Source organism: Natronomonas sp., from assembly GCF_036625485.1.
In the GTDB taxonomy this organism is placed as follows: Archaea; Halobacteriota; Halobacteria; order Halobacteriales; family Haloarculaceae; genus Natronomonas.
Genome location: NZ_JAZKTR010000018.1, coordinates 1 through 25,557 on the forward strand (window position 1 = coordinate 1; position 25,557 = coordinate 25,557).

A 25,557-nucleotide genomic window follows, 5' to 3' on the forward strand; every position below is an offset into this window, starting at 1 on the left:
TCGCCGGCCCGTTCCATGACCGCCTCTTCCTGTGATTCGTCCGTCGTCGGCAGGCCCTGCACTCGTTTGACTTCGGCGATACTGTCGGCGACGTAGGTTCGCTGGGCGATCAGTTCGACGATCTCGCGGTCGATGTTGCGAATCTCCTCGCGGAGTTCGTCGAGGTCCATCTCCGCGGGGTCGCCGCGGAACTCGCTGTTGTCGCTCATTTCGTCGTCGCTCCCGTCGTTTGCGTTGTTGTCAACCATGTATGTCCGTCTCGTTCGTTCCAGGTGTCTTCGAGTCGCTGCAGCGTCTCGCGGTCGCCGACGGCGGTATAGCTCGGTCCGGTGCCCGAAAGCGAGGCGGCCGCGTTGGGCAACGCCTCGACGATGGGCTCGCTCGGGAAGCCCAGGGCGGCACAGAAGGCGAAGCCGTTGACGCCCATCGCGCGTTCGTAGTCGCCGTCCATCGCCAACTCGTATACCACGTCGGCCATCGGGGCGATACGTTCGCATCGAGAGACGTCGGCGTCCGCCGAAAACGCCCGTTCGTCGGGCGTGTAGACGAGCACGTCCCAGTCCGGTTCGTCCCGCCGGAGGAGAACGTCGTCGGTGTTGTCGGTCACGGTGACGCCGCCGAGCATCGAGGCCGAGGCGTCGTCGAAGGCGCCGGTGATCGTGACGCCGGCGTCGCGTGCAGCCCCGACGCCGATTCGACAGGCGTCCTCGCGGTCGATTTCGTCGCCGGCATCGAGTGCCTCCAGCGTCGCCAGCACGGTCGCGTTGGCGGCGGCGCTGGAGCTTTTGAGGCCGGCGGCCATCGGAATCTCGCTTTCGGTGCGAACGTGGCCACCCTGTCCGTCCCCGAAGCGTTCGACGACGCGTTCGACACAGCGTTCGATGAGCGCGGTATCCGCGTCCGGCGCCTCGGCGACCTCGCCGGTCACTGTACCCGTGTCGTCGAGTTCGACCGTCGCCTCGGTGTAGGCGTCGATGGCGAAGGCGGAGCCGGAGCCGTTCGCCAGCGCGTTCAGTACGGTGCCCGCCGCCGGGGCGACTGCGCGACCTTCCATCAGGCTACCCTCACCGTGGTGGCTACAAATCGGTGGCGATTAGCGCAACTCAGGGTCAGCTTTCGAGTAATTCGATGCGGTTCCCGTCGGGGTCTCTGAGAAAGACCAATCGAGTTCCGCTCGCGGTGGTCTGTGGCTCGCTTACCGTCTCTACGCCGTCGGGGAGGCCCGCGACGACGGTATCGACGTCCTCGATGGCGAACCCGACGTGACAGGCACCCGGCTGGTTGAGCGCGGACGTGGTGGCGTCGCCTTCGGGGTCGTACTCGACGAGTTCGAGGCGGACGCCCCCAGCGTCGAGGTGTGCGAAGGCACCGGCTGCGTCGTCGACGTCGACGGCCGTCGAAAACGCCTCTCCGGCGACCTCGAACCGCGAGACGACGTCGAGGCCGAGGACGTCGCGATAGAACTCGACGGCGCGGTCCAACTCCGAGACGGTCAGTCCGACGTGGTGGGCCGTAAGGTCGGGCATAGGTGCTGGGACTCGCCGACCGACAAAGGCGCTTCCGACCCACGCCGTGGAACTGTCGGCGATATGGAAAGCCGAACCGCCGATGAAACCGGTCGAATTGAGAATGGGTCGTATGTGGCAAACCAAGCACGAGCAGCGGGTAGTTATTTATAACGAACATTAATGATGTTTCACGCGCGATATCGGATGATCCACAGGCGACGATGCTCAGCGGACAGCACCGATTGTACGCGTAGCGGCGTTGTAGTGGATTACAGGACCAGGAGGAACCCATATGGCAGCAACACACGAATCGGAGACCGTAAAGCACGGAGTCGACCTGGAAGCGTTCCACGAGTTCGTCGAGCACGTGACAGCCAACCCCGAGGAGGTTCAGATGGAACTCGGGGCTCGCGCCCCCTACGAGGGACGGCTCTTCCACAGCCTCGCGAAAGTCGATGAATACACTCTCGGTGGGGAGGAAATCGAACGTGAGACCCGGGAGTACACCCTCCCGCTGGGAGCATGGCGGGAGATGGAGGAGGCATCCGGCTTCGTCGACCCGACGGACCGCATGGAACCCATCGAGGTGGCCTTGGCCGCACTCAGCGGCTGTCTGAACGTGGCCGTCGGCGTTACCGCGTTAGCGAACGACATCGAACTGGAGGACCTCGAGACGAACGTCCGACTCGACTTCGACCCGCGCGTGGTCCTCATGATTAACGACATCGAGGACTCGGAGAACACCTTCGAGGACATCCGCGTCGAGATCGAGGTCAGCGGGGACGACCTCTCGGAGGAGGACGCCGAAATCCTCGCCGAGGGGGCAAAGCGCTCGCCCGTCTGGAACCTGATGCATCTCCCCCACGAGATGGAACCGGTCGTCGACGTACAGCAGGCGATCGAAGCCGACGACTGATACGAACCGTCGTGACCCTGTAAGGTGACTGCCACCGGTCGAACCGGGAACAGTCACCGTCTTTTATGATTTCAGTTCCGGCGACGCAGGGGGACCGTCTCGCACCGCCGAACCGGCCATCTTTTGCCGTCGCCCGCGCTAGGGCCGCCAATGACCCAGCGAAGCGATATCGCTCCCGAGACGCTCGGTATCTCGCTCGAACCCGAGGGCATCGAGGTCGAGTACCTCGACGACCGGACGGTCTTCTATCACGGCGTACCGACGAAAAAGGAGGAGTCGGTCGTCTGCGGCCCCGGCAAGGAGGTCCACGTCCTCGTCACCTCGCCCGACGAACAGGAGGGCGTGATGGTCTACGTCAACGACCGCCGGACCCACGACGACATCCTCGAATCGACGGGTGTCGGCCGCGTCATCGTCGAGCGCGGCGAGGAAGCGTCGTTGTTCCCCGGTGTCGACGCGGAAAATCACGGCTACCGAACGGAGATAACCGCCGACCCCGAGACCGCCCGCGGCCGCGTGTTCGTCTTCTCGGAGGACGAACGCGGCGAGGCGTCATACGAACTGGTCTCGGCGGAGGAGGCAGATGACGGCGCCGAAACCAACGTCGAAAACGAGGACTGACGATGCCACTTAAAAAAGGATGGGAGCCGCTAGAGCGGTCGACAGTCGGGAAGGTCCCCGACAGCTACGGCATCTACGAACTCGGGGACGGCGACGGCAATATCATCGCCATCGACCACGGACCGCTCCGGGACGATTTAAAAGAGGCACTCGGCTACGGCGACGGCGAGCAGGTACGCTGGCAGACGACGCAGAACCGAACGGAGGCCGAGCGGCTGGTCGAGGAACATCGCGAGCGGTTATCCCAGTAGTCGGCGACGCGGTTCTGTGAGCCAGCCCGATAGGTGACGAACGATGGTGACCCCGGCTCGTTCGGGTGTCGGTCGTAGACGGCGATTGTTCATATTCACTGCAATTCTGATGCGACTCTGAGAGAACACTCCACGGCCATTCACTGGTATTCAAACCGATTCAAGGCTCGTGTTGTTACTTTTTCTCGCGGAATATTTAAAAGTGACATTGTATTATAGACACAATATAGCCCAATACAAAACAGCCGATCGGGCTACTTCCCATCATGCAACGAAGAACGTTCCTCACGAAGCTCGGTACCGTTACTCTCGCCGGTGGAGCCGCCGCCGCCACCGCAACCACCGCAGCAGCAGAAGACAACTACGAAATCGAACTGGAGCCGGGGACGACCGTCTCGTACGCGGAAACGAGCTTTAGCGAGTCGTTCATCTACGCGGAGCTCCCGGATGGTAGTACCTACTACCTGTTCAAGAACGAGTATCAGTGCTGTCAGGTAGACGAGGTCGTCATGGTTCTGTCGGAGACCGGGGAGGTATTGTACCTCGAGAGTCTCGACGGTGTCGTCTACACCGAAGACGAGATCGGCGAGATGGCCGACCGCATCGGCGAGATGGCCGACCGCATCGTCTACACCGAAGAACTCATCGTCGAAACGGAGTACCTCATCGTCGACGTCATCAAGTACACGCAGGACAGCGTTCTCGAGTTCGTCGACATGCTGAACCCGCTGAACCTGCTATAACAGCAGTTAGCACACCGGTTTCTTTTGCAGTATCTAACCCCCCGACAGCCGTGGATCTAGCTCCGGAATATCAAACGGAACACCGAGACAGCGGGGACGGAGTGACATCGAGGGCGACCTCTGGCTGACTCGTGAGGGACACCCGGACGTCGGGTCGAGCTCTCCGCCACCGGGTTTCTGAAGCCTCGAATACCGGAGAAAGACGAACTCCGAATCCCCGACTCGAACCGCGTCCGACCAGTTCCGAGACAACGGGGTGTTCGACTGCGGGGCGCCGGACGATATGCCCCGGCCGACGGAAGATACGACGACAGAATGAGCCGGCCAGCCGTTCTCGACGGGGAGATAGCTCCCACGTAGAATGCCGCAAAGAAAGCTCCGACCGTCGCGGCCGCTGGAATCTATTAGCGAGCGAGGACTTCAACGGCGTCACGGAACTACTGAATATAGCTGGGTTCCTCCGAATCGCAGTTGGCCTCGTGCTGTTTGGCGTCCTCGCGGTCGTCGAAGAGCAGTCCGCATTTCTCACACTCGTACCACGTCGCTCCGTCCCGCTCTGTGGTCGCGACCATGCGTGGTACTCTCTTGCCTGAACGTATATTCGTTTCTCCGAACCGGCCAGGGTTCGGTGACGGCGGAACCGTAAAGCCGTCGGCGGCCCGACGGCCTCGTATGGACAACCGGGTCACCCTCACCGTCAAGGGTGCCGAAAAGCGGGACGCCGGCCGTGGCGTCGCACGCCTCCCCGAGTCGGCCCGTCGGAGCCTCGGCGTCCTCAGTGGCGACACCGTTGTCATCGAGGGCGACCGGCCGACGGTCGCCAAGGTGTGGCCGGCCAGCGGCGGCGACGGGACCATCCGTATCGACGCCGACACCCGTGCCAACGCCGGCGCCAACGTCGGCGATACCGTCACCGTCCGGCCGGTCTCGGTCGACGAAGCCGACACCGTCCTCGTGGAGCTACCGGTCAGCGTCGACGACGACCTCCTCGATGCCGTCACCAGCGACCTCCGTGACCGGCCGCTCCAGGTGGGCGAGAGCTTGCGGCTCGAACGGCCGGGTGTCAGAGCGACCGTCGTCGAAACCAGCCCCGAGGGAACCGTCCGCGTGACCGACCGAACGACGGTTCGAGTGCGGGAATCGTCGGATGGAACGAACAGCCCAAGCCGACCCGCGAAAGGCGAGGGAGACGACGACTCGGCCGAGAGTCGACCCGGCGACGCTGGCGGTCCCGACGCGACGACCGACGCCACCTACGAGGACATCGGCGGCCTCGACGAGGAACTCGAACAGGTCCGGGAGATGATCGAACTCCCGCTTTCGGAACCCGAACTGTTCCGGAAACTGGGCATCGACCCGCCGTCGGGCGTCCTGCTCTACGGCCCGCCCGGAACCGGCAAGACGCTCATCGCCAAAGCCGTCGCCAACGAGGTCGACGCCCACTTCGAGGTCATCGACGGCCCGGAGATCGTCTCGAAATATAAAGGCGAAAGCGAGGAGCAACTCCGCGAAACGTTCGAACGGGCCGTCGAGAACGAACCATCGGTCGTCTTCATCGACGAACTCGACTCCATCGCGGGGACCCGCGACGAGGACGCCGACATGGAGAACCGGGTCGTCGCCCAACTGCTGACGCTGATGGACGGCCTCGAATCCCGAGGACAGGTCATCGTCATCGGCGCGACCAACCGCGTCGATGCTATCGACCCCGCGCTCCGTCGTGGCGGCCGCTTCGACCGCGAGATCGAGATCGGCGCGCCGGACGAGACGGGACGCCGCGAGATCCTCGACGTCCACGTCCGCGGGATGCCACTGGCCGAGGACGTCGACCTCGACAGACTGGCCGCGCGTACCCACGGCTTCGTCGGTGCCGACGTGCACTCGCTGGCGACGGAAGCCGCCATGCGCGCGCTTCGGGCCCGCGACGAGCGCGACGAACTGGTCGTCACCCGAGCGGACTTCGAGGCCGCCCTCGCCGCCGTCGACCCCTCGGCGATGCGCGAACACGTCGCAGAGACGCCACACGCCACCTTCGACGACATCGGCGGCCTCGACGAAGCCAAACAGGTACTCACCGAGGCCGTCGAGTGGCCGCTTTCATACGGCGCACTCTTCGAGGAGACCAACACCGACCCGCCCTCCGGTATCCTCCTTCACGGGCCGCCGGGCACCGGAAAGACCCTGCTGGCGCGGGCGCTGGCCGGCGAAAGCGACGTGAACTTCGTCAGCGTCGCCGGCCCCGAGTTGCTCGACAAGTACGTCGGCGAATCCGAGAAGGCCGTCCGAGAGGTCTTCGACCGCGCGCGACAGGCCGCGCCGGCCATCGTCTTCTTCGACGAGATCGACGCCGTCGCGGGCGTCCGGGGTGACTCAAGCGAGGCGAGCGAACGCGTCGTCTCCCAACTCCTGACCGAACTCGACGGCCTGACCGACAACCCCAACATCGTCGTCCTGGCGGCGACGAACAGACGGGAGGCGCTGGACCCCGCCCTCCTTCGGCCCGGCCGCCTCGAAACCCACGTCGAGGTACCGAATCCGGACCGCGAGGCCCGGCGGGAGATCCTCGCGGTTCACGGTCGGGGCAAGCCCTTCGCCGACGACGTCGACCTCGATGCGATCGCGGCCGACACCGACGGGTTCTCCGGCGCGAAACTGGAGTCACTGGTGCGAGAGGCCTCGATGCGGGCGATTCGGGAGCATGCCGACAACCTGGGCCCGGAGAAAGCCGCCGATCGAGCGGCCGAGGTGAGAATCCGCCGCGAGCATTTCGAGGCGGCGATGGAGAGCTTTCGTGAGGTGTCGTAGGACGCCGACGGTAGGTCAAACGCTCGTTTGGGCCTTCTGAAGGCATTTATCAGTCCCAGTAGATTCCTCGAATATGGACCGACGACGATTCCTCGCCGCCTGTGGCCTCGGTATCGGCGGAGTCGCCGGCTGTCTCGACGGCTCCGTCCCCGGCGGTTCCGAGAATCCGACAGACGACGCGCCCTCCTCACCGTCCGGAACGCCACCGGACGACCCACCGCCTCACGAGGACGCGATGAACGAACCTGACCCCGACCTCGATGTCGGGATCGAGAACCGGTCGGACGAGACGCAGACGATCACGCTCACCGTCAGTCGCGAATCGGGAGAGATAGTCTACGAGGAGACCCACGCGGTCGAACCGGGAAGCGATATCGACGTCTACAACCTCGAAGAAGCCGACCCGGACGGCATCGAAGAGTTCGCTATCACGGCCGAACGCGACGGCCAGCGGGAATCGGCCACCGTGAAGACGAGCAAGTGCTACGGGAACGCGTTCGTCTCCATCGCCGAGGACGGTGAGTGCTACGTCACCTACAGCATCTGTTAGTCCCAGAACGATTTCGTCTTCGCGTACTGCCGTTCCCGCTGGAGGATGTCCCGGTAGAAGTCCTCCTCGTTCTCGCGGTGGTTGTTGATGATGTAGGCGGCGTTTCGAGGACCGACGCCGCGAGCGGCCAGCGCGATGACGGCTTTCTTGCCGTGGCTCTGCACGAGACTGGCGGCCTTGTACGCGCGTTCGGTCTGTTTCTGCTGTTCGTCGTCCTTGTCGCCGCTCTTGACTGACTCCAGGACCTCGTCGGCCCAGGGGTTCAGCGCGGCGATACGGGTCGATTCGCACTTCGGACATTCGGGCTGGTCGTCGACGCGGTGGACCTGCTGGCGGCGGTCCCAGTCGTTGCAGTGGAGACACGCCAGCAGGACGCGGTCCTCCTGAATCCGCTCTTTGACCGTCTCGATGACCGACGCGTCGGCGTTCTCCGGCGAGAGCAGTTCCCGGCCCGACGAGCGACCGGCCCGCCCGAGAGGCGTCCGGTTGCCGACTGTTTCGAGCGTGATCTCGCCGTCCTGTAACTGTCGGAGCACGTCGCTGGCCCCGTCGGCGTCGAGTTGCTCGTGGAGGACGACGCGGATTGCCTCGTCGTAGATCGGCGTGTCCTCCAGCGCCTTCAGCAGGCGGTCCTTGCCGAAGCGGTTCTGGCTGGAGCCCTTGCCCTTCCAGCGCTTGAGGGCACCGAACTTCGCGGCGACCTGCGCCAAGGTGAACTTCAGCGAGTCGCTGTTCTTGAGGCTCAACTCGATGAGGTGGCCGACGTGGTCGGGATCGGTATCCTCCAAGACCTCGACGACGTCGCCGATGGTCGTCCCGCCCGGCACTTCGAGTTCGATTCTGTAGGGGTCGGCCTCCATCGCGACTGACGACCCGGTTCGCTGGCCGATGAGCGCCGACAGCAGCCGTCCCAGCGTCTCGTTGATGGTGTGGCCGAAGGCCGCGTTGACGACGATTTCACGACCGTATCCCTCGACGACGATGCGATCGTCCGAGGGCATGGCATCCTCGTGTCGTTCGACCGGTTCGAGTGCCTGACTCGCGGTGTACTCGTTCGTCGGGAAGCGGTCGGCCAGCCCTCGTGCGACCATCTCACGGCTGGCGTCCTCGTCGAAGCGCTGGCGGGCCTCCGCGCGTGTGCGGCCGACGTGCTGGGCGACGTCGTAGGGAACCGGAATCTCCTGGCCGACCCACGACGGGACCTCGCCGGTCGGGTCCTCGATTGGCGTCACCAGCACCTCCTCTTCCTCGTCGTCGATCTCGGTGATACGCCACATCTCGCCGCCCTGGATGAACGTCTCGCCGGGTTGGGCGAAGGTGACGACGAACCGCTCGGCGAGGGTGCCAACCGGGTCCCCAGAGGCCATGTCCTTGACCGTGTAGTTGGCCTCGTCGGGGATCATCGAGAGGTTCGCGTAGAAGTACTGCCACGTCCCGCCGGATTTCTCCAGTCGGTCCTCGCTTTCTTCGAGCCACAGGATTCGGTTCTCCGAGAGTTCCCGGACGACGTCCTTGAAGTCCTCCTCGGGGAGGTTCCGGAACGGGTAGGCACGCGTCACGATATCGTAGGCCCGCGCTGCCGACAGGTCGCCGAAGCCCATCAGCAGGCCCGGAATCTGGTTGGCGACGGTGTCGAGGCTGGCGTGGTGGATGCCCGCGTCCTCGACGTCGCCGCGTTCGGCGCGGTCGACGATAGCCAGCGCTTCGAAGGTGTCGTCCGGCCGCGTCGTGACGACCGTCCCAGAAGACACCTCGTCGCGACGATGGCCGGCACGGCCGACGCGCTGGAGCAGACGGCGGACCTCCCGCGGGCTCGAATACTGGACGACGTGGTCGATGCTGCCCACGTCGATGCCGAGCTCCATCGAGGAGGTGCACATCAGCGCCTCGATTTCGCCGGCCTTGAAGCGGTCTTCGACCTCGATTCGCGCGGATTTCGACAGCGAGCCGTGGTGGATGCCGATGTCCGTGCCGTAAGCCTTCAGCCGGGAGCCGAGGCCCTCCGCCGTCTGCCGGGTGTTGACGAAGACGAGCGTCGACTCGTGCTCGGAGACGAGTTCGTCGATGACCCGGACGTGGCTGGCGATAGCGGCCTCGGTCATCAACTCGCTGGCGATCGTGTGGTCCTCCGGACGGATTTCGGGTTCGCGAACCTCGACGTCGATGTTCGAGCCGGCCGAAACCTCGACGATGGAACAGCCCCGGTCGCCGGTCAGAAAACGGCCGACCTCCTCGGGGTCGCCGACGGTCGCCGAGAGGCCGATACGCTGGAAGGGACCGGCGTGTTCCCGCAGGTGTTCGAGGCCGATTGTCAACTGGGCCCCGCGTTTCGAGGCGGCGAGTTCGTGGACCTCGTCGATGACAACGTGTTCGACGTCTTCGAGCGCTCGGCGCAGTTTCTCGCCGGTGAACATCGCCTGCAGGGTTTCGGGCGTCGTCACCAGCACGTCCGGCGGGTTCTCGGCCTGCTTGCTCCGCTGGTAGTCCGTGGTGTCGCCGTGGCGGACGTCGATGTCGATATCGAGTACATCGCCCCACCAGTCGAGGCGCTCGCGCATGTCGCGATTGAGCGCACGGAGCGGTGTGACGTAGAGGGCCTGCAGGCCGTGGCGATGCTCACGTTCGCAGATGGCCGAAAAGACCGGCAGCATCGCCGTCTCCGTCTTGCCGGAGCCGGTGGGCGCGATGACCAGTCCGTGCTCACCCGAGGACAGCGCCGGAATCGCCTTCCGCTGTGGCTCCGTCGGCGTCGAGAAACCACGCTCGGAGAGGGCCGCACGCACGTCCGGGTGGAGATGCGAAAAGACGTCCATGCCCGTTCCCGTGGCTGGCCCCTGACTCATTGTCCCCGTTTGGAACCCCAGCGGATTAAGCGGACCGCTCCCCTGTGTGGGGTTCTCAGGCGTCTCGATGCCGCTTCTCTCTCAGCCCGCGACCTCGTAGCCGGCGTCCTCGATTGCCGCGGCGAGGTCGTCATCGGAGACGCCATCGTCGGCCTCGACTTCGACGGTGTCGGTCTCGTGGTCGGCTTCGACGGTCGAGACGCCGTCGATTCCTTCGAGGGCATCGGTGACGTTCTCCTCGCAACCGGTACAGGCCATGTCGGTGACGGTGATGGTTCGTTTGCTCATAGGCGAACGTTCAGCCGCCGAGATAAAGGTGATTTCGTCCCCGTAGCGGTTTTGCCGGTGGGGGTCTCAGAAGGACGTGTGCAACTCGACGCGGTGCTCTTCGACATCGACGATACGCTCTGCCGGTATCGCCGGTCGGGCGCGGAGATCCTCGATGCGGCCTTCGAGCGGACCGGCCACGAGCCGTTCATCACCCTCCCGGAGTATCACGGCCACTATCCCGACTTCGTCGACGATAGCGACTCGATGGACGACCTCCGTGAACGGTGTTTCGCGGCCATCGCCGAGTCCAAGGGTCGTGACCCGGCGAGCGGTCGAGCGGTCGCGCAGGCATACGCCGCCGAGCGAGACCACGGCAACGTCGAACCGCTTCCCGGCGTCGAGGACGCCCTGTCGGCCGTCGAGGGAATGCCGGTCGGCGTCGTCACCAACGGTGCCCCGGAGATGCAATCTCAGAAACTCGCCGGCATCGGGCTGGAGGACGCCTTCGACGTGGTCGTTCACGCCGGCTACGATGCGCCTGCCAAGCCGAACCCGGAGCCCTTCGAGACGGCGCTGTCGGCGCTGTCGGCCAGTCCCGACCGGACGCTCCACGTCGGCAACTCCCTGCAGTCGGACGTCGCCGGCGCCCGCGCGGCCGGCCTCGGCTCGGTGTGGGTGCCCGACAGCGACGAACCCGCCGAACCGGAACCGGATTACACCCTCTCGACGCTTTCGGAGTTCCCGTCATTGCTTTCCGAGCGGGCCGCCATCGACGGGCAGTCCGGACGGGCCGCTACCGACGAGTAAGCGAACCGGGCTGGCGGTCGGCCTTCTCGGCGAGGCGTTCGAGGCGTTCGTCCAGCGGCGGATGGGTCGCGAGCAGGCGGTGGAGCAGTCCCTTCTCGTCGCCGTGGATATACAGCGGCGAGAGGACGCCCCAGCCGGACGTGGCGGCGCGTTCGATTTTCAGGAGGGCACGCGCCAGAGCGAGCGGTTTCCCCGTCGCCTTGACCGCCCGGTCGTCGGCGGCGTACTCCCGTCGACGCGAGTGCGCACGGAGTACCAGGGTCAGGCCGAACAACAACAGTACGACCACCTGCAGGACGGCGATCTGGACCCGGGCGAGGTGAACGCCGAGCGGACGTGGCGGCCGCCCCCGGAGCCACGAGAGCGAGCGAGCGATGCCGCCGACGAGCAAGCCGACCGGGAGCAATCCGAGGAATAGCAGGCCGCCGACGGTCCGAACGACGGTGTAGCCGAGCGTCTGGAGGAGTCCATCGCGGTTTTCCAGATGGGCCAACTCGTGAGCGATGACCGCCTCCACTTCCTCTGCCGAGAGCAACTCGAAGAGACCGTAATCGAGGACGATGACGCCGCTTCGGGCGGTGCCAACCCCCAGGGCGTTCGGGGCGTCCAGACGGCCGACGTGGATCGAGATGTCGCCGACGTCGAACTCGTTCCCGAGCCGATCGACCAGCGCGTGTAGGTTCGGAACCTCTCGGCGGGTCAGTTCGCGGGTGTCGAGTTCCCGAAGCAGACCTGCGGTGCCGAGTCGGTAGCTGAGATAGCCGGAAACGAGCGTGATGACGACGAAGTAGACGACCAGTTGGGACATGTTGGGCCGCTGGTCCCAGAGGACCGCGAGCAGTTGGTACCCTGCCGCCGCGACGAGCAGGTACACCCCCAGAAGCGCCAGTCCCGTCAGGACCATCACCAACCGCAGTCCGAGCCGTCGCATTCACCGGACGGACGGCCGCAGGGCTTAGGAGTCTTGTCGTTCTTGAAGATTCACTCGGCGGGGGTGACGTCGGTGACCGTCCCGACGCCTTTCGAACGGCCCTCGCGGAAGACGAACCGCTGGCCCTCCTCGACGAGGTAGGGGTGGAACTTGAACCGGACGGTGGCGGTGCCGGAATCACCCGGCAGGAGTTGGCCGCCCTCGGGGTGGATGGACACCGTCTCGCTGACGGTTTCGAGGTGGACGACCGGTTCGTAGCCGTCGTCGATGCGCGTCGGGTGGTTCAGGACCATCACCTCGGCTTCGAACTCCCGGATCGGGTCCGGGTCGGCATCGCGGGGGAGCAACACCATCCCGCGGTCGAGGTCCGCCTCGTTGATGCCCTTCAGCGCGATGCCGACGATGCGGCCCGCCGAGGCCTCGTCGACCCGGTGGTAGTGCATCTCGATGGACCGGACCTCGACTTCCCGGAACGTGCCGTCGGCCAGCGGCCCGACGAGCAGTTCGTCGCCCGCCTCGACGCTCCCGGAGCGGATCGTCCCGGAGGCGACGGGGCCGACGCCGGTCACGCTGTACGTCCGGTCGATGTACATCGAGAAGTCGCCCTCCGTCGCGCTCGTCTTCGGCAGGCGCTCGAAGAGTTCGTCGAGGACGGGCAGGCCCTCCATCGTCACGGCACTGGTCGTCAACACGGGGACGACCTGCTCGTTTATCTCGTCGATGGCCGCCTCGACGCCGTGGCGTTCGACCGGCAGCGGCGTCTTGTCGGCGTTCCGGAGCAGGCGCTCGACCTCGCGTTCGACCTCCTCGACCCGCTCGTCGCTCACGATATCGGTTTTCGTAATCGCGACGATGGTCGGAAGTTCGGTCGCCAGCAGGATGCCGAGGTGCTCGCGAGTCGTCTTGGTCGGGCCGTCGTCGGCCGCCACCACGAGCAGGCCGTAATCGAGTTTCTGGCCGACGAGGCCGCGAATCGTCGTCCGGAGCCACGGCTCGTGGCCCACGGTGTCGACGAAGGAGACGATGCGATCGGCCTCCTCGACGACGCGCGCCCGATCGGATTTCCGGTGGGGATTGTCCATCCGGACGGCCCCTTCGTCGTCGAAACCGTAGACGCCGTACGAGAGGTCCGCCGAGAGACCGCGTTCCATCTCGTGGGGCTGGACGTCGAGGAAGCCACGGGTGCCGCCCTGTCCGTCGTCGGGGTCGCCGGTCACGAGCGAGCCGACCAGCGTGGACTTGCCGTGGTCGACGTGGCCGGCCGTCCCGACGACGATGTGGTCGTCGTCGACGTCGAGGACGGCGCCCTCCTTGAGCGTCGCCACCCCCACGAGGCCGTTCTCGTCGTCCTCGGTATCGATGGGGCCGATGCCCCGTTTCGCGGCCGTCCCATCCGAACTGACGCCCCACGTCTCGACGTTCTCGATGTGGGCACCCGCCTCCTCGGCGAGCAGCGAGAGAACGTCCATCGACTCGGAGAAGGCCTCCGGCGGGATGCCGGCGATGCCGCCGTCGTCCGTCACCCCGACGACGTAGGTCGCCTCGCCGTCCCCCGAGAGGACCCGGTGTCGCAACTGGGCGACGAGGGATTCGAGCCGTCCGTCAGAAAGGTGCGTGCCACGCGTGAGCCGTTCTTTGAATTCGACGCTACCGCCCTCCCGTTCGCCCTCTTCGAGGGCTTGGCGGAGCGCGGCTCGGTCGGCGCTCATTCTGTGATAGGTTAACAACCACGTCGATAAAAGCCTTCCCCGTGAAACCGGCTATAATAGCCGTCTATCGGCTACTGTGTGGTGTTTTCGGCTCGGGAGTGGGCCGTAGCGGTCCGTACGTCGGTTGAGACACCCGTTCGTATCGACCCCTACGGCTCGCGGCTCAATCGCTCCAGGGCCTCCAGGAAGCCGTCTGCGAAACTCGCCTCGGTCGTCTCGTCTGCCGCCGCTTTCGACGTTTCGTCCGCGTTGGCAACCGCGAACGAGCGGCCCGTAACCTCGAACATCTCGGCGTCGTTCTCCGAATCGCCGACCGCGGCGAACTCCTCCGGGTAGAGGTCCAATAGCCGGGCGGCGGTCTCCAGTCCCGTCGCCTTGTCGACCTCCGGCGCCTTGACGTGATAGGCGTAACCGGTATCGACCACGTCCATTCCGTGTTCGGCGGCGATGCGCTCTAGCGGTTCCAGCGGCTGGTCGCGCGCGATGGCTATCTCCGTCTCCCGCCAGCGGTTGACCATATCGACCTCCCCCCAGCCCAGCGAGTGGCCCGCCTCGACGTAGTCGGTGGCGACGGCTTTCGTCCCCTCCGGGTCACCGTTATACACCACCTCGTCGGCGTCCTCGATGTAGACCGCCCCGCCGTTTTCGGCGATGACGTTCAGCGGCACGCCGAGGAACTCACAGAGACCGACCGGATACGGAAAGGACTTTCCAGTGGCGATGACGACCGGCGCCTCCCACGCGCGGATGGCGTCGAAGACTCGGGGGTCGATGGACTTGTCCGACCGTGTGAGCGTGCCGTCGATATCGGCGGCCAGCGGGTGCATACCCACAGTCGGGACGCCGCAGGTATCAAAACCCTACCTATCGTACCGCGGGGTATGGCAGTCTCCCACGCCCTCGGCGATATCTACACCGTCGATCCACATCTCATGGGGATGCCCGGCGCACTCACCCTCTACGTCATCGACGCACCGGAACCGACCATCGTCGATACCGGGTCCGCGAACTCCCCCGAGAAGATCTACGACGCCCTCGACAGCATCGGCATCGACCGGAAGGAGGTCGAACACGTCCTCGTTACCCACGTCCACCTCGACCACGCGGGCGGCGCGGGTCACCTCGCCGAGGAACTCCCGAACGCCGAGTTCTACGTCCACGACCGCGGACGCCCGTACATAACGGACCCTGACCAACTCGCTCGCCTCAAACGGAGCGTCGACCGCGCGATGGGCACCGAGGACGCCTACGGCAAGCCGAAACTCCTCGACGCTGATCGGTGTCACTCCATCTCCGGCGGCGAGTACGTCGATATCGGCGACCGAGAACTCGAGTTCATCGACGCGCCGGGCCACGCTCCACATCACTTCGCCGCCTTCGACCCGAAAACCGAATCCATGTTCTCCATCGACGCCGCGGGAATGCACCTCGCTGGCGAGATGCGGCCGACCACGCCCCCGCCGGGCTTCGACCTCGAAGCGAACCTCGAGACGGTCGAGCGCCTGCGGGCTTACGAGCCCGAGACGAACCTCTACGGCCACGTCGGCCCGGGTGGCGACGACGCTGTCGCCGAACTCGACCGATACGAGGCGATGCTTCCCGAATGGGTCGACCTGCTCCGCGAGAAACGAAAGGACCACGACGACGATATCGGCGCCATCGTCGCCGACCTGGGAGGCGAATGGCAGAGTCCGACCGTCCAGCGGGACGTCGCCGGCGTCCTCGCGTACCTCGACGAAGACCGGTAAAAACAGCCTACTCGGTCAACGTCTCGTAGGCTTCGGTTACCTTCTTGAACGTCTCCTCGTCGCCGCCGCGGTCCGGGTGGACCTCCTTTACTTTCTCGCGATAGGCGCGCGTGACCGCGGCCTCGTCTGCTCCCGGTTCGACGTCGAGGCGTCGATACGCTTCGGCTTTGCTGAGGGATGGCGACGGCTGCGGGCCGGCACGTCCCCGACGACGGCCTCCGCGTGCGCTACCGCCGGCCCGCTGTTCCTGCTGGCGTCGCTCCCACGCCTCGCGGGCCCGCTGGCCGCGGGCGCTCTCGAAGCCCGCACGCGGGCCCGCCCCGAACCCACCGGTTTCGGTGCCTCGCTCCCGGCGGGAGCGGGTTCCAGTCTGGATGATCCGCTCCCGGAGTTTGCCCGAGGACCGATACCAGAAGGCGTAGGTCAGGAGTACCATCGGGAGAAGGACGACGACGAGCACCGGCTCTCGGAGGGCCACGCCGAGGGCGGCAACGAGCGCGGTCATGGCGGCAAACAGTAGCGTCAATCCGAGGACGAGCCGGTCTTTTTGCACACCTTTCGTAAGGCCTCCCTCAAAGTAAGTTCAGGGTTTATGCCGCCTCCCGAACAATGATTCGGTATGAGTGTCTCGGGGCTCTGTGAGATCTGCGAGGCCGCTACCATCGAGGACCAGTGTGACCGCTGCGGGAGGTTGGTGTGTGAGGACCACTACGACCGCGAAACCGGGCTCTGTACCGACTGTGCGGCTGAAGCACGACGGCCGACAGACGACGAACAGAAGGACGACCGCGATTACCCGGACGGCGTGGACGAATACGAGTTCTGACCTACTCCTCCGATATCGACAACCCGGCGTGCCAGTGGTCGACCCCGGCTTCGGCCTTCTTCCGGTCCATCCTCGCGAGGATAGCCGCTGCCAGCGACGCCGTTTCGGCGGCCTTTCCCTCACCCTCCGTCCTGAATTCGCCCGTAACGCGGTTGGCGTAGGCGGTACAGACCGCCCCGGCGCGAAGGCCGTAGATATTGGCCAGCGTCAGGATGGCGCTGGCCTCCATCTCGAAGTTGAGGACGCCGGCCTCCTGTAGAGACTCGATGCGTTCTTCGGCGCCAGCCGCGCGGAACCCGTCGAATCCGGGTCGGGACTGGCCAGCATAGAAGGAGTCCGTCGAACAGGTGACGCCGAGGTGGTAGTCGTAGCCGAGGCGTTCGGCCGCGGTCACCAGCGCTGTCACGACCTCGTCGTGGGCGGCAGCCGGGTAGTCCTCGCGGACGTACTCGTCGCTCGTACCCTCCTGCCGAACGGCGGACGTCGTGATGACGAGGTCGCCGATATCGACCTCCTCCTGGATCGCGCCACAGGACCCGACCCGGATGAAGGTCTCGGCGCCGACCCGGGCGAGTTCCTCGACGGCGATGGCCGTCGACGGCGAGCCGATTCCAGTCGACGTGACCGACACCGGTTCGCCGTCGTAACTCCCCGCGAGCGTCCGATATTCGCGGTGTCGAGCCTGCTCCTCGTACTCGTCCCAGTAGTCGCCGATTACCTCGACGCGGTCGGGGTCCCCCGGCAGAAGCACGGGGCCGTCGACGTCACCGTCGGCCAGTTCGATGTGATACTGGACGTCGTCATTGGGGTCCTCGCTGTCGCCAGTCATTCCAGTGTCTCCGGGGTGATGCTGTCCGGGAGGAGTTCGCCCAGCGTGTGGACGACGGGTTCACCTTCCGGGTCAGTTTCGTTCTCACAGACGATTCGCAGGTCATCGTCGCAGAACTCCCGCAGCGATTGGCGGCACATCCCGCAGGGGGTGATGCCGTCTCGCTTGCTGCTGCTGACCGCGATGCGGACGAACGAGCGGTGGCCGGCCTCGATGGCCTTCGAGATCGCCAGTTCTTCGGCGTGGATGCTGTTCGAGTAGTTGGCGTTCTCGATGTTACAACCGGTGTACACGGTTCCATCCTCGGTCTCGATTGCCGCGCCGACGCGATACTCCGAATAGGGCGCATACGAGTCGTCGACGGCCTCGCGGGCCGTCTCCAGAAGTTCCTTGTCGTCCATAGCGGGGCCTCGACCGCCGGAAGCAAATAGCCTGCCCTACGTCCTGTCGGCGTCGGCGATAGCCGCTTCGACGATCTCGACGACATCGTCGACCAACGGCTCCACGTCGTCGCTTTCCGCATAGACGCGGATGTACGGTTCCGTGCCGCTGGGCCGGACGAGCGTCCACGACGCGTCATCGAAGGTGAGTCGGACGCCGTACTTGGTGTCGACGCTGGCCTCGGGGAACGCGTCGGGCAGTCGGGAGTCCAGTAGCGACATCGTCGGGGATTTTCGTTCGTCGGGACAATCGACGCTGACCTTACGGTAGGGTCGCTCCGTGATCGGTTCACGGAGCGAGTCGAGGCCGTCGCTCGCGGCGAGCGCCGAGATCAGCGCGGCGCTCACGATAGCGTCGATCCAGATTCCGAACTGCGTGTGGACGTGCTTCCATGGCTCCGCGGCGAAGACCACTGTCGAATCGTCGTTCCCGCTCTCGTGAGCGGCGGCGATACCCTCGTGGAGCGCGCCGAGCCGGACCCGTTCGACCCGCCCACCGACGGATTCGACGTGGTCGTCGATGCGTGCCGAGGCGTTCGGCGTCGTGACGACGACCGGATCGTCGGCATCGCTCGCTCGGACGTAGAAGCCGGCGACGATAGCCAACACCGTATCCTCGTGGACGACCGCCCCGTCGCTGTCGACGAGGACGAGCCGATCGGCGTCTCCGTCGTGGCCGATGCCGAGGTCGAAATCACCGTCGGCGACGAACGCGCGCAGGTCTTCCAGGCTCTCGGGCGTGGGCTTCGACTCCCGTCCGGGGAAATGACCGTCCACGTTCGCATTGAGCGCGACCACGGAGGCACCCAGTTCACGGAGTACCTGCGGGGCCGCGAGGCTCGCCATGCCGTTGCCACAGTCGACAGCGACGCGGACGCCCTCGGCGTCTCCGACGGTCTCGCGGACGTAGCTAACGACTGCCGAACGGTAGTCGTCGAGGACGTCCGACCGCGACGTCTCCCCCCAGTCGTCCCAATCGGCGAGGTTCGATTCGCTGTCGAATCGTGACTCGATGGCCTTCTCGGCATCCAGCTCGTACTCGGTGCCGTCTGCGAACAGTTTCAGGCCGTTGTCCGTCGGCGGGTTGTGACTGGCGGTAATCATGACGCCTCGACGCCCCTGTGAGGCGTAGGCCAGCGCCGGCGTCGGGACTTGGCCGAGCCGAATCACGTCGGCGCCGCCGCTTTCCAGCCCCGCTTCGACGGCGGCGACGAGCGCCGAACCGGTCTCGCGGCCGTCTCGACCGACCACGAACTCGTCGCCGTCCGCGGCGGCCGCCTGCCCGACGGCGAGTGCGAGCGCCGGGGTGACGTCCGACTGTACGTCCCCCCGGATGCCGGCGGTTCCGAAGAGTTCCATACCCGTGGTTGGGCGGGCCGGGTACTTGACCGTTGGCGAAGTAGCGAACAGACGGTGCTTTCCGATGGTGGCCCTCACACCGTGCTCCCGCCTCGTCGGGCCACCGACGACTGCTCAGAGCATGGGCCGTCTGGCCTCGCTTTCGCTTATAAATAGTAGGTCGTTAGCATCCGCGCTGTCGAGGCGCGGGTCGGAGCAGAGCGAGGCCCGCGAAAAGCGAACGGCGAACGATGTGAGCCGTGAGCGGGCCGGCGAAGCCGCAAGCAGACTGCCGCAGGTGTCCGTGCAAGAAGCGGGTTGCCTTAGGCGATATCCCGGCTCGTGTCGATGTCGACCTCGTCGGCGAGTTCGAGTTTGATGATGTCCGACAGCGCCTCGCCACCGCGGAACTTGGGCACTGCGAGGTGGTTCTCGATGCGATCGCCTTTCCAACTCGTCTGCAGTTGGAAGACGATGTCGGCCATGTGTTCGGTGGTGTCCCGAAGCGGTGGGACGTCGTGGCCGTCGAGACAGTGGAGGATGGCGAGGCTCTCGGTGTTGTAGATGTGGTTCTGGAGTTCGTTCAGGAAGTTCCGGTAGCGGGCCGGTTCCTGCCGTTCGAGGACGTCGGTGGGGTCGACGATGAGATTCGAGTTCTCGGGGAGCGCCGACACGAGTTTGGCGGCGTTATCGAGCGGCGCATCGCCGGTCACGTCGCGGACGGTCGGGTCCCCAGTCCTGGTCTTGGACGAGTCGATGCTGTTGGCGACCGAATCGCCGTTGCGGTCCAAGGAGATGTAGAGTGTCCCGCGTGTCGCGGTCAGTTCGTAGAGAAACAGTTCCGCCTGGCTCGCGGGCTGTGCGGTGAGCGCGACGATGCTTCCGGACGGAATCCCCCCGTTGAGTTTCCGGTCGAGGACACCGATTCCGGTCCGAAGCCGCTCGCTCATGGGCTTCAATCCGGGAGCCAACGGATTAACCTTTCGGGCTATTCGCCCCGCTGATGCTCACCGTCACCCTGCAACACGGTATGCGTGGCCGAACGCGCCGTTGGTCGGGGGATTCAAGAGCGTTCGCACCGGGTGTTCGCCTAATGCGTCACGACCACCTCATCAGCGCGAAACAGTTATCGCGTGATGATATCGAGGCGGTGTTGGACCGTGCCGCCGAGATCGCCGCCGACCCCGACGCGGTCGCCGATGCACAGGACGGGACGCTGCTCGGCCTGTGTTTCTTCGAGCCCAGCACGCGGACGAAGATGTCCTTCGATACCGCGATGAAGCGACTGGGCGGCGATACCGTCGACATGGGGAGCGTCGAATCCTCGTCGGTGAAGAAAGGCGAGAGCCTCGCGGATACCGTCCGCGTCATCGAGGGCTATACGGACGCTATCGTGTTGCGCCACCCCTCGGAAGGGGCGGCCAAACTGGCCAGCGAGTTCGTCGACGTGCCCGTCATCAACGCCGGTGACGGCGCCGGCCAGCACCCGTCTCAGACCCTCCTCGACATGCATACGATTCGGGAGAACGCCGGCCTCGATGACATCACCATCGGCATCATGGGCGACCTGAAGTACGGTCGCACGGTCCACTCGCTGGCCCACGCGCTGACGAACTTCGACGTGAGCCAGCACTTCATCAGCCCCGAGAGCCTGCGACTGCCGCGAAGCGTCCGTTTCGACCTCCACGAATCGGGCGCACAGGTGCGCGAGCACACTGAAATCGATGACGTACTGGAGACCCTCGACGTGCTCTACGTCACGCGTATCCAGCGCGAGCGGTTCCCCGACGAAAACGAGTACCGGCAGGTCGCCGGCCAGTACCGCATCGACGCCGAGATGCTGGAGGACGCCAAGGACGACCTCACGGTGATGCACCCGCTGCCGCGGGTCGACGAGATCGCACCCGACGTCGATGCGACCGACCACGCGACCTACTTCGAACAGGCACACAACGGCGTTCCCGTCCGCATGGCGCTTCTGGATCAGATACTATGACCGAAACCGAACTCCGCGTCTCCAAGATCGAGAACGGTACCGTCATCGACCACATCACCGGCGGGCAGGCGCTCAACGTCCTCGCCATCCTCGGCATCGACGGCTCCTCCGGCGAGGAGGTAAGCGTCGGGATGAACGTCCCCTCGGACCGCCTCGGCCGCAAGGACATCGTCAAGGTCGAAGGCCGCGAGTTGAACCAAAACGAGGTCGACGTCCTCTCGCTTATCGCTCCCGCGGCGACTATCAACATCGTCCGGGAGTTCGACGTCATCGAGAAACACCGCGTCTCCCGTCCCGAGGAGGTCAGCGGCGTCCTCTCGTGTCCGAACGCTAACTGTATCACGACCGAAAACGAGCCCGTCGAATCCCGCTTCGAGGTCCTCGAAGAGGGCGTCCGCTGTGCCTACTGTGATACCATCATCCGGGAGGCGATCGCGGCCCACATCAGCGTCGCGTAGGTCGTCGGGATGGGAGCAGATTTCGGACCGGTTCCTCACCTGGCGGCGGAAAGACTATGCTCCCCGGAGTCGATTTTATCCATGTATGTCGAAGAAAGTACTCGCCTTGGTCCTCGTCGCCGCGGCCGCCCTGCTCTACGTTAAAAAGCGGTAACGCCACGGTGGAGACGACCCCCGGAGTATCGCCCCCTGACTACCTTTTCCGAACGACTTACCCACGCCGAGCGCCGAATCCCGATATGTACGGCGTCGTCACGCGAAACGAGGAGGAGGCCCGGTGGCCGGATTTCGACCGCGCCTTCTACGAGGTCAAGGACGTCTCGGGGCGGTCGGCCGAACCCATCGACGAAGCGGTGAGCATGGTATCCTGCTTCGGCGACAACGCAGCGGGGGAGGAGAACCCCGAACTCGTCCCCGTCAACCCCGACGGACAGAAGGCTACCCGGGACCGAACCTACTTCGACTGGGCCTACATCTGCCCGACCCACGACGGCTACCGGGAGGGACTGCTGGAGATCATCGAGGACTGTGCCGAAGTCAACCCCGACGTCCGCCTCGACGACGTGGGCTTTCCCCGCCCCGAATACTGCTACTGTGACCGCTGCAACGAGCGCTTCGAGGAGTGGGTCGAGACCCGCCACGCCGATGGCGAGGGACCGCCGCCCGAGGAGACGGACATCGAGGACCGCTACGAGTGGCGTGCCGACGTCATCACCGACTTCGTGAAGGAAGCCGCCGACCGTATCCCCGGGAAGACCTACATGACGCTGTATCCGGACCCCTACGAGGGGCACCTCTACGAGCGTGCTGGCATCGACCTCGATGCCATCGAAACGCTCGTCGACGAGTTCGTCGTCCCCCTCTACGACACCCACTACGGGACGACCTACTGGCTGGAGACCATCGCCAGCGGCTTCGTGGACCGGCTCGACACCCCCCTTAGCATCGAACTCTACGCGGTCGACGTGGATATCGACGACCTGATTCACGCCGCTCACGTCGCCGAGGAGTACGCCGAGACCGTTCTGTTCGGCTACGAGGCCTCGAACGCGCGGGCGGCGCTCCGGCGGATGGACGCCGACGAGCGCGACGGCGTCGAGTGGTAAGAAGAGGGCCGTCGGTCAGGCCACCGCACGCACGGCGTCGATGAGGTCCTCGCGGTCGCGGGTGTCCTTCGGGAGCCGTTCCGGTTCGAACCACCGGGCTTTGCTGATCTCGTCGTCCGGGTCCTCGACGCTGAGCGTCGTCGTCTCTGCCTCAGCGCTGAAGACGGGAAGGACACCCCACGTATCGTGAGCGCCACAGCTGATCTCGACGCGGTTGAGCATCGCCAACCCCTCGTAACTGGCGTCGATGCCGGCTTCCTCGGCGAGTTCGCGCTCGGCGGCCTCCCGGAAGGATTCGGACCCGTCTACGCCGCCGCCGGGCAACACCCACATGTCGACGCCCTCGTGGCGGACGACCAGCAGTTCCCCCGAGGGTCGATAGACCAACGTGTGAGCGCCGTAGGGCGCGCCACAGCGCTGGATGCGTTCGGCGAGGGTCCGGAATCGACCACGGGAGACGCGCTTGCGGTAGGTGCGTTCGAGGCGGCCGCCGCCGTGTGCGTCGGTGGTCCGATGGTAGGCCTGTTCGGCGCGCTGGGCAGCCTCGTCCGCGAGATACCACAGTCCGTCGACGACGGTCATCGCCCTTCCTGTGGAGGGGCAGTCGGCGGGCGGTCCTGTGACGTGTTGCGTAAGATATCCATACCAGTTAGTTCGACCCGTCATGGCAAAAAGCGTTCGCACGGCGAAACGACGGGCTTTTTCCGTATCGGCGAAAAGCGAAGGTATGGCATTCGAGAAAGGCGATAACGTCGTTCTGCACGACGAACACAGCGAGTTCGACGGCGAAACCGGTGAGGTCACGCAGGTCTCCGAGACGATGTTCGGCGACAACACCTACATCGTCCAGTTCGAGGAAGGACAGGAAGCCGGCATCCCCGAGGACTCGCTGGAAGCCGGAGAGGAAGAATCCGACGAGGACGACGCCGACGAAGAAGACGACGAGTAAACAGATGAGCGCCGTCCCGTTCCACTACGTCGACCTCCGGACGTTCTGCTACTCCACGGAGGACGAAAAACGGGTGGAGGCGGCGCTGCGGACGTTTCTCCCCGACGACGTCGAGATCGAACGCGAGGAAAGCGAGGGCCACCACGGCGACCGGATTCTCGTCCTCTCGGCGCGCCTCGAACGCGCCGACGAGATGCGGCACGCCCTCACGAAACTCGCCGAGTTCGAGGACATCGACGTCCTCATGGACGAACTCGACCAGCGTATCGACGACAACTGCGCCTTCTTCATCCAGTTGGACAAGCAGGCCGCGTTCAACGGCGACGTCGAACTCGGTTCCGGCCTCATGTTCCGCGGGAAGGTCGAAGCCTATCCCGCGAAAAAGGAGAAGGCCGTCGCGGCCGCCCGGGAGGCGCTGGAAGCCCTCGCCGAAGAAGGCGAACTCTAACCCAGCGGTCTTTTTGCGACGCTACGGCGCCCGCTCTAGCAGTGCCGAAACCGCCTGCTGTTCGACCTTCCGGAGGTGTTCGGAGGCCGTCCCCGGGGCACAGTCCAATCGTTCGGCAACCTCCCGAACCGACCCCTCACGCGGCACGTCGTAGTAGCCCAACTCGAAGGCCGCAGCGGCGGCCTCACGCTGTCGACCGGTGAGCGCGGTATCGGCCGTCGAGGGGGGCGCGTCGTAATCGCCGATACGGTCGACGTCGATTCGGGCCTCCGCGGGCACGTTTTCGAGGGCCGCTTGTAGCGCGTCAGGTTCGCCGACGACGGTGAGCTGTGCGGTGCCGTCGCTGCGGAACTCGACGGGCGGGACCACCACCAGTCCCGGACGTTCGAAAGCATCCTCCAGTTGGGCGTCGAAGTCGGTCGATTCCTCTCGCACGTAGGCGTAGCAGGCCTCCTCATCAAGCGGCGTGACCTGATAATCGACGATACGCTCCGTCGCCTCAAGCGCGTCGACGAACGCTTCGTGGTCGCCTTCGACGTAGAACAACAGCGTGTCGGGGCCATCGGATGCGCGGTGGCTGTGCAAGAGCTGATCCGAAACCAGTGCGTCGTCCGTCGTCAGCCGACGATGGACCGGATGCATCGCCGCCTCCTCGAACCGGAGCGTACAGCGGAGGGATTTCACGGTGGAGCGATGTGGTTCCGTATTAAAATATCCTAGCGAGTTAGGCTGTATTGAAGCCCCGATTCGACACGTTCGATAGGACATGTCGATGGAGACAGTTGGGAGGGAGCGCCCAGCTAGTGACGACGTTCCCCCTCCCTTACAGCAGTACGTCGTTACGACGGAGACGCATCTGAACGCCCCTGCCGTGGTCGTCCGTGCCGACGAAGTGGCTGGCGCCCTCGAAGTCGCGCGCGAGGAACTCGACTACGACCACTGTGCCTGCGTGACGGCACAAGCCTACAACGACCGCTACGAGACGATCTATCATCTGCGCAAGTACGACGACCCGACCGACGAGTTGAGCGTCGTCGTGCCGACACCTCGCGACGCACCCGAAAGCCAGTCGGCCGCCGACGTCTATCGGACCGCCGAGTGGCACGAGCGGGAGGCCTACGACCTCGTCGGGGTACCCTACGAGAACCATCCCGACCTGCGCCGAATCCTCCTGCCCGAGACGTGGCAGGGCCATCCGCTGGACCCGGAGTACGACCCCGAATCCCCGCAGGTCGTCCCGTATCGCCGACACGAGAACCCCCTGCAGGAACACCACGAGGAGGGCGACACCATGCTCGTCAACGTCGGTCCACACCACCCCGCCACCCACGGCGTCCTCCATCTCGCGGTGACGCTGGACGGCGAGTCGGTCGCCCACGTCGACCCCGATATCGGCTATATCCACCGCTGTGAGGAGCAGATGTGCCAGCAGGGGACCTACCGCCACCAGATCATGCCCTACCCC

General features: G+C 65.2%; 31 protein-coding genes. 15 read left to right on the forward strand and 16 right to left on the reverse strand.

Translation table 11 applies throughout. The annotated features are described in order from the left end of the window. The 3 genes from V5A53_RS03335 to V5A53_RS03345 form a co-directional block, all read right to left on the reverse strand. The coding region (locus V5A53_RS03335; protein WP_332312149.1) for a chorismate mutase at window positions 1-209 on the reverse strand (209 nt) is incomplete at its 3' end. Continuing rightward, window positions 206-1,054 carry a shikimate kinase gene (locus V5A53_RS03340; RefSeq protein WP_332312151.1) on the reverse strand — a complete coding sequence of 283 codons (849 nt, stop codon included), beginning with the start codon at window positions 1,052-1,054 and terminating at the stop codon, window positions 206-208. The genes V5A53_RS03340 and V5A53_RS03335, both read right to left, overlap by 4 nt. 55 nt (window positions 1,055-1,109) lie before the next feature. After that, window positions 1,110-1,526 carry a VOC family protein gene (locus tag V5A53_RS03345; RefSeq protein WP_332312152.1) on the reverse strand — a complete coding sequence of 139 codons (417 nt, stop codon included), beginning with the start codon at window positions 1,524-1,526 and terminating at the stop codon, window positions 1,110-1,112. Between the two features lie 274 nt (window positions 1,527-1,800). On the opposite strand from V5A53_RS03345, the gene V5A53_RS03350 reads away from it, so the two are divergent. The 4 genes from V5A53_RS03350 to V5A53_RS03365 all read left to right on the forward strand — a co-directional run bounded on the left by V5A53_RS03350 (window position 1,801) and on the right by V5A53_RS03365 (window position 4,039). Then, window positions 1,801-2,424: an OsmC family protein gene (locus V5A53_RS03350; protein WP_332312153.1), complete on the forward strand. Its 624-nt coding sequence runs from the start codon at window positions 1,801-1,803 to the stop codon at window positions 2,422-2,424. 150 nt (window positions 2,425-2,574) lie between these two features. Further along, window positions 2,575-3,045, forward strand: coding sequence for a DUF5796 family protein (locus V5A53_RS03355; protein WP_332312154.1), 471 nt, complete (start codon window positions 2,575-2,577; stop codon window positions 3,043-3,045). A gap of 2 nt (window positions 3,046-3,047) precedes the next feature. Continuing rightward, the gene (locus V5A53_RS03360; RefSeq protein ID WP_332312155.1) at window positions 3,048-3,296 is read left to right on the forward strand and encodes a DUF7508 domain-containing protein; all 249 of its coding nucleotides are present in this window, start codon (window positions 3,048-3,050) and stop codon (window positions 3,294-3,296) included. A 266-nt stretch (window positions 3,297-3,562) separates the two neighbouring features. Next, entirely contained in the window at window positions 3,563-4,039 is a 477-nt protein-coding gene (locus V5A53_RS03365) for a hypothetical protein (RefSeq protein ID WP_332312156.1), read from the forward strand. A 437-nt stretch (window positions 4,040-4,476) separates the two neighbouring features. Here V5A53_RS03365 and V5A53_RS03370 read toward each other — a convergent pair whose 3' ends face one another. Further along, entirely contained in the window at window positions 4,477-4,611 is a 135-nt protein-coding gene (locus V5A53_RS03370) for a DUF7128 family protein (protein ID WP_332312157.1), read from the reverse strand. A gap of 100 nt (window positions 4,612-4,711) precedes the next feature. Between V5A53_RS03370 and V5A53_RS03375 the strand changes: the two genes are divergently transcribed. Together V5A53_RS03375 and V5A53_RS03380 are read left to right on the forward strand one after the other, a co-directional pair. Then, entirely contained in the window at window positions 4,712-6,844 is a 2,133-nt protein-coding gene (locus V5A53_RS03375; RefSeq protein WP_332312158.1) for an AAA family ATPase, read from the forward strand. Between the two features lie 73 nt (window positions 6,845-6,917). Continuing rightward, window positions 6,918-7,394: a hypothetical protein gene (locus V5A53_RS03380; RefSeq protein WP_332312159.1), complete on the forward strand. Its 477-nt coding sequence runs from the start codon at window positions 6,918-6,920 to the stop codon at window positions 7,392-7,394. Here the strand turns inward: V5A53_RS03380 and V5A53_RS03385 are convergent. Continuing rightward, window positions 7,391-10,237 carry a DEAD/DEAH box helicase gene (locus tag V5A53_RS03385; RefSeq protein WP_332312160.1) on the reverse strand — a complete coding sequence of 949 codons (2,847 nt, stop codon included), beginning with the start codon at window positions 10,235-10,237 and terminating at the stop codon, window positions 7,391-7,393. The genes V5A53_RS03380 and V5A53_RS03385 overlap by 4 nt on opposite strands. Window positions 10,238-10,318: 81 nt before the next feature. Continuing rightward, a complete protein-coding gene (locus V5A53_RS03390) occupies window positions 10,319-10,525 on the reverse strand; it encodes a heavy-metal-associated domain-containing protein (protein WP_332312161.1) in 207 nt (68 codons plus the stop codon). A gap of 78 nt (window positions 10,526-10,603) precedes the next feature. Here V5A53_RS03390 and V5A53_RS03395 point away from each other — a divergent pair, with 78 nt between their 5' ends. After that, the gene (locus tag V5A53_RS03395; protein WP_332312162.1) at window positions 10,604-11,314 is read left to right on the forward strand and encodes an HAD family hydrolase; all 711 of its coding nucleotides are present in this window, start codon (window positions 10,604-10,606) and stop codon (window positions 11,312-11,314) included. Here the strand turns inward: V5A53_RS03395 and V5A53_RS03400 are convergent. From V5A53_RS03400 to V5A53_RS03410, 3 genes are all read right to left on the reverse strand, one after another. Continuing rightward, window positions 11,301-12,245 (reverse strand): M48 family metalloprotease, encoded by a 945-nt coding sequence (locus tag V5A53_RS03400; RefSeq protein ID WP_332312163.1) that lies wholly within the window; start codon window positions 12,243-12,245, stop codon window positions 11,301-11,303. The genes V5A53_RS03395 and V5A53_RS03400 overlap by 14 nt on opposite strands. Window positions 12,246-12,295: 50 nt before the next feature. Then, window positions 12,296-13,954, reverse strand: a complete 1,659-nt coding sequence (locus tag V5A53_RS03405; protein ID WP_332312164.1) for a GTPBP1 family GTP-binding protein — start codon at window positions 13,952-13,954, stop codon at window positions 12,296-12,298. Between the two features lie 149 nt (window positions 13,955-14,103). Beyond that, a complete protein-coding gene (locus tag V5A53_RS03410) occupies window positions 14,104-14,781 on the reverse strand; it encodes a phosphoglycolate phosphatase (protein WP_332312165.1) in 678 nt (225 codons plus the stop codon). A gap of 54 nt (window positions 14,782-14,835) precedes the next feature. On the opposite strand from V5A53_RS03410, the gene V5A53_RS03415 reads away from it, so the two are divergent. Further along, a complete protein-coding gene (locus tag V5A53_RS03415) occupies window positions 14,836-15,702 on the forward strand; it encodes an MBL fold metallo-hydrolase (protein WP_332312166.1) in 867 nt (288 codons plus the stop codon). 7 nt (window positions 15,703-15,709) lie between these two features. Here the strand turns inward: V5A53_RS03415 and V5A53_RS03420 are convergent, their stop codons facing one another. Further along, entirely contained in the window at window positions 15,710-16,255 is a 546-nt protein-coding gene (locus V5A53_RS03420) for a J domain-containing protein (RefSeq protein ID WP_332312167.1), read from the reverse strand. A 66-nt stretch (window positions 16,256-16,321) separates the two neighbouring features. Between V5A53_RS03420 and V5A53_RS03425 the strand changes: the two genes are divergently transcribed. After that, window positions 16,322-16,528: a hypothetical protein gene (locus V5A53_RS03425; protein WP_332312168.1), complete on the forward strand. Its 207-nt coding sequence runs from the start codon at window positions 16,322-16,324 to the stop codon at window positions 16,526-16,528. A gap of 1 nt (window position 16,529) precedes the next feature. Here V5A53_RS03425 and V5A53_RS03430 read toward each other — a convergent pair whose 3' ends face one another. From V5A53_RS03430 to V5A53_RS03445, 4 genes are all read right to left on the reverse strand, one after another. Further along, window positions 16,530-17,357 carry a nucleoside phosphorylase gene (locus tag V5A53_RS03430; RefSeq protein WP_332312169.1) on the reverse strand — a complete coding sequence of 276 codons (828 nt, stop codon included), beginning with the start codon at window positions 17,355-17,357 and terminating at the stop codon, window positions 16,530-16,532. Then, window positions 17,354-17,758 (reverse strand): cytidine deaminase, encoded by a 405-nt coding sequence (cdd, locus tag V5A53_RS03435; protein ID WP_332312171.1) that lies wholly within the window; start codon window positions 17,756-17,758, stop codon window positions 17,354-17,356. The genes V5A53_RS03430 and cdd overlap by 4 nt, the downstream gene beginning before the upstream one ends. 36 nt (window positions 17,759-17,794) lie before the next feature. Next, entirely contained in the window at window positions 17,795-19,156 is a 1,362-nt protein-coding gene (locus tag V5A53_RS03440) for a phosphomannomutase (RefSeq protein ID WP_332312172.1), read from the reverse strand. A 302-nt stretch (window positions 19,157-19,458) separates the two neighbouring features. Continuing rightward, the gene (locus V5A53_RS03445; protein WP_332312173.1) at window positions 19,459-20,085 is read right to left on the reverse strand and encodes an RAD55 family ATPase; all 627 of its coding nucleotides are present in this window, start codon (window positions 20,083-20,085) and stop codon (window positions 19,459-19,461) included. 143 nt (window positions 20,086-20,228) lie between these two features. Between V5A53_RS03445 and pyrB the strand changes: the two genes are divergently transcribed. The 3 genes from pyrB (at window position 20,229) to V5A53_RS03460 (ending at window position 22,695) form a co-directional block, all read left to right on the forward strand. Further along, the gene (gene pyrB / locus V5A53_RS03450; RefSeq protein ID WP_332312174.1) at window positions 20,229-21,131 is read left to right on the forward strand and encodes an aspartate carbamoyltransferase; all 903 of its coding nucleotides are present in this window, start codon (window positions 20,229-20,231) and stop codon (window positions 21,129-21,131) included. After that, on the forward strand, window positions 21,128-21,589 hold the full coding sequence (pyrI, locus tag V5A53_RS03455) for an aspartate carbamoyltransferase regulatory subunit (protein WP_332312175.1): 462 nt from the start codon (window positions 21,128-21,130) through the stop codon (window positions 21,587-21,589). The genes pyrB and pyrI overlap by 4 nt, the downstream gene beginning before the upstream one ends. A gap of 239 nt (window positions 21,590-21,828) precedes the next feature. Further along, window positions 21,829-22,695, forward strand: a complete 867-nt coding sequence (locus V5A53_RS03460; protein WP_332312176.1) for a hypothetical protein — start codon at window positions 21,829-21,831, stop codon at window positions 22,693-22,695. A 15-nt stretch (window positions 22,696-22,710) separates the two neighbouring features. On the opposite strand, the gene V5A53_RS03465 is transcribed toward V5A53_RS03460, so the two are convergent. Further along, the gene (locus V5A53_RS03465) at window positions 22,711-23,277 is read right to left on the reverse strand and encodes an NUDIX domain-containing protein (RefSeq protein WP_332312177.1); all 567 of its coding nucleotides are present in this window, start codon (window positions 23,275-23,277) and stop codon (window positions 22,711-22,713) included. A gap of 145 nt (window positions 23,278-23,422) precedes the next feature. Between V5A53_RS03465 and V5A53_RS03470 the strand changes: the two genes are divergently transcribed. Both V5A53_RS03470 and V5A53_RS03475 read left to right on the forward strand, forming a co-directional pair. Then, the gene (locus V5A53_RS03470; RefSeq protein WP_332312178.1) at window positions 23,423-23,644 is read left to right on the forward strand and encodes a DUF1918 domain-containing protein; all 222 of its coding nucleotides are present in this window, start codon (window positions 23,423-23,425) and stop codon (window positions 23,642-23,644) included. A 4-nt stretch (window positions 23,645-23,648) separates the two neighbouring features. Continuing rightward, window positions 23,649-24,092 carry an RNA-binding protein gene (locus V5A53_RS03475; protein WP_332312179.1) on the forward strand — a complete coding sequence of 148 codons (444 nt, stop codon included), beginning with the start codon at window positions 23,649-23,651 and terminating at the stop codon, window positions 24,090-24,092. 21 nt (window positions 24,093-24,113) lie between these two features. Here V5A53_RS03475 and V5A53_RS03480 read toward each other — a convergent pair whose 3' ends face one another. Continuing rightward, window positions 24,114-24,776 carry a helix-turn-helix domain-containing protein gene (locus V5A53_RS03480; protein ID WP_332312180.1) on the reverse strand — a complete coding sequence of 221 codons (663 nt, stop codon included), beginning with the start codon at window positions 24,774-24,776 and terminating at the stop codon, window positions 24,114-24,116. A gap of 82 nt (window positions 24,777-24,858) precedes the next feature. On the opposite strand from V5A53_RS03480, the gene V5A53_RS03485 reads away from it, so the two are divergent. After that, window positions 24,859-25,557, forward strand: a 699-nt coding sequence (locus V5A53_RS03485; RefSeq protein WP_442928670.1) for an NADH-quinone oxidoreductase subunit C, incomplete at its 3' end; no start/stop codon positions are given.

Coding starts and splice junctions, on each gene's coding strand:
- V5A53_RS03405 (WP_332312164.1), bottom strand. CDS start 13,954: ATGAGCGCCGACCGAGCCGCGCTCCGCCAAGCCCTCGAAGAGGGCGAA.
- V5A53_RS03370 (WP_332312157.1), bottom strand. CDS start 4,611: ATGGTCGCGACCACAGAGCGGGACGGAGCGACGTGGTACGAGTGTGAG.
- V5A53_RS03430 (WP_332312169.1), bottom strand. CDS start 17,357: ATGACTGGCGACAGCGAGGACCCCAATGACGACGTCCAGTATCACATC.
- V5A53_RS03350 (WP_332312153.1), top strand. CDS start 1,801: ATGGCAGCAACACACGAATCGGAGACCGTAAAGCACGGAGTCGACCTG.
- V5A53_RS03445 (WP_332312173.1), bottom strand. CDS start 20,085: ATGAGCGAGCGGCTTCGGACCGGAATCGGTGTCCTCGACCGGAAACTC.
- V5A53_RS03365 (WP_332312156.1), top strand. CDS start 3,563: ATGCAACGAAGAACGTTCCTCACGAAGCTCGGTACCGTTACTCTCGCC.
- V5A53_RS03355 (WP_332312154.1), top strand. CDS start 2,575: ATGACCCAGCGAAGCGATATCGCTCCCGAGACGCTCGGTATCTCGCTC.
- V5A53_RS03440 (WP_332312172.1), bottom strand. CDS start 19,156: ATGGAACTCTTCGGAACCGCCGGCATCCGGGGGGACGTACAGTCGGAC.
- V5A53_RS03425 (WP_332312168.1), top strand. CDS start 16,322: ATGAGTGTCTCGGGGCTCTGTGAGATCTGCGAGGCCGCTACCATCGAG.
- pyrI (WP_332312175.1), top strand. CDS start 21,128: ATGACCGAAACCGAACTCCGCGTCTCCAAGATCGAGAACGGTACCGTC.
- V5A53_RS03470 (WP_332312178.1), top strand. CDS start 23,423: ATGGCATTCGAGAAAGGCGATAACGTCGTTCTGCACGACGAACACAGC.
- V5A53_RS03360 (WP_332312155.1), top strand. CDS start 3,048: ATGCCACTTAAAAAAGGATGGGAGCCGCTAGAGCGGTCGACAGTCGGG.
- V5A53_RS03410 (WP_332312165.1), bottom strand. CDS start 14,781: ATGCACCCGCTGGCCGCCGATATCGACGGCACGCTCACACGGTCGGAC.
- V5A53_RS03400 (WP_332312163.1), bottom strand. CDS start 12,245: ATGCGACGGCTCGGACTGCGGTTGGTGATGGTCCTGACGGGACTGGCG.
- pyrB (WP_332312174.1), top strand. CDS start 20,229: ATGCGTCACGACCACCTCATCAGCGCGAAACAGTTATCGCGTGATGAT.
- V5A53_RS03340 (WP_332312151.1), bottom strand. CDS start 1,054: ATGGAAGGTCGCGCAGTCGCCCCGGCGGCGGGCACCGTACTGAACGCG.
- V5A53_RS03415 (WP_332312166.1), top strand. CDS start 14,836: ATGGCAGTCTCCCACGCCCTCGGCGATATCTACACCGTCGATCCACAT.
- V5A53_RS03460 (WP_332312176.1), top strand. CDS start 21,829: ATGTACGGCGTCGTCACGCGAAACGAGGAGGAGGCCCGGTGGCCGGAT.
- V5A53_RS03390 (WP_332312161.1), bottom strand. CDS start 10,525: ATGAGCAAACGAACCATCACCGTCACCGACATGGCCTGTACCGGTTGC.
- V5A53_RS03385 (WP_332312160.1), bottom strand. CDS start 10,237: ATGAGTCAGGGGCCAGCCACGGGAACGGGCATGGACGTCTTTTCGCAT.
- V5A53_RS03475 (WP_332312179.1), top strand. CDS start 23,649: ATGAGCGCCGTCCCGTTCCACTACGTCGACCTCCGGACGTTCTGCTAC.
- V5A53_RS03375 (WP_332312158.1), top strand. CDS start 4,712: ATGGACAACCGGGTCACCCTCACCGTCAAGGGTGCCGAAAAGCGGGAC.
- V5A53_RS03345 (WP_332312152.1), bottom strand. CDS start 1,526: ATGCCCGACCTTACGGCCCACCACGTCGGACTGACCGTCTCGGAGTTG.
- V5A53_RS03380 (WP_332312159.1), top strand. CDS start 6,918: ATGGACCGACGACGATTCCTCGCCGCCTGTGGCCTCGGTATCGGCGGA.
- cdd (WP_332312171.1), bottom strand. CDS start 17,758: ATGGACGACAAGGAACTTCTGGAGACGGCCCGCGAGGCCGTCGACGAC.
- V5A53_RS03465 (WP_332312177.1), bottom strand. CDS start 23,277: ATGACCGTCGTCGACGGACTGTGGTATCTCGCGGACGAGGCTGCCCAG.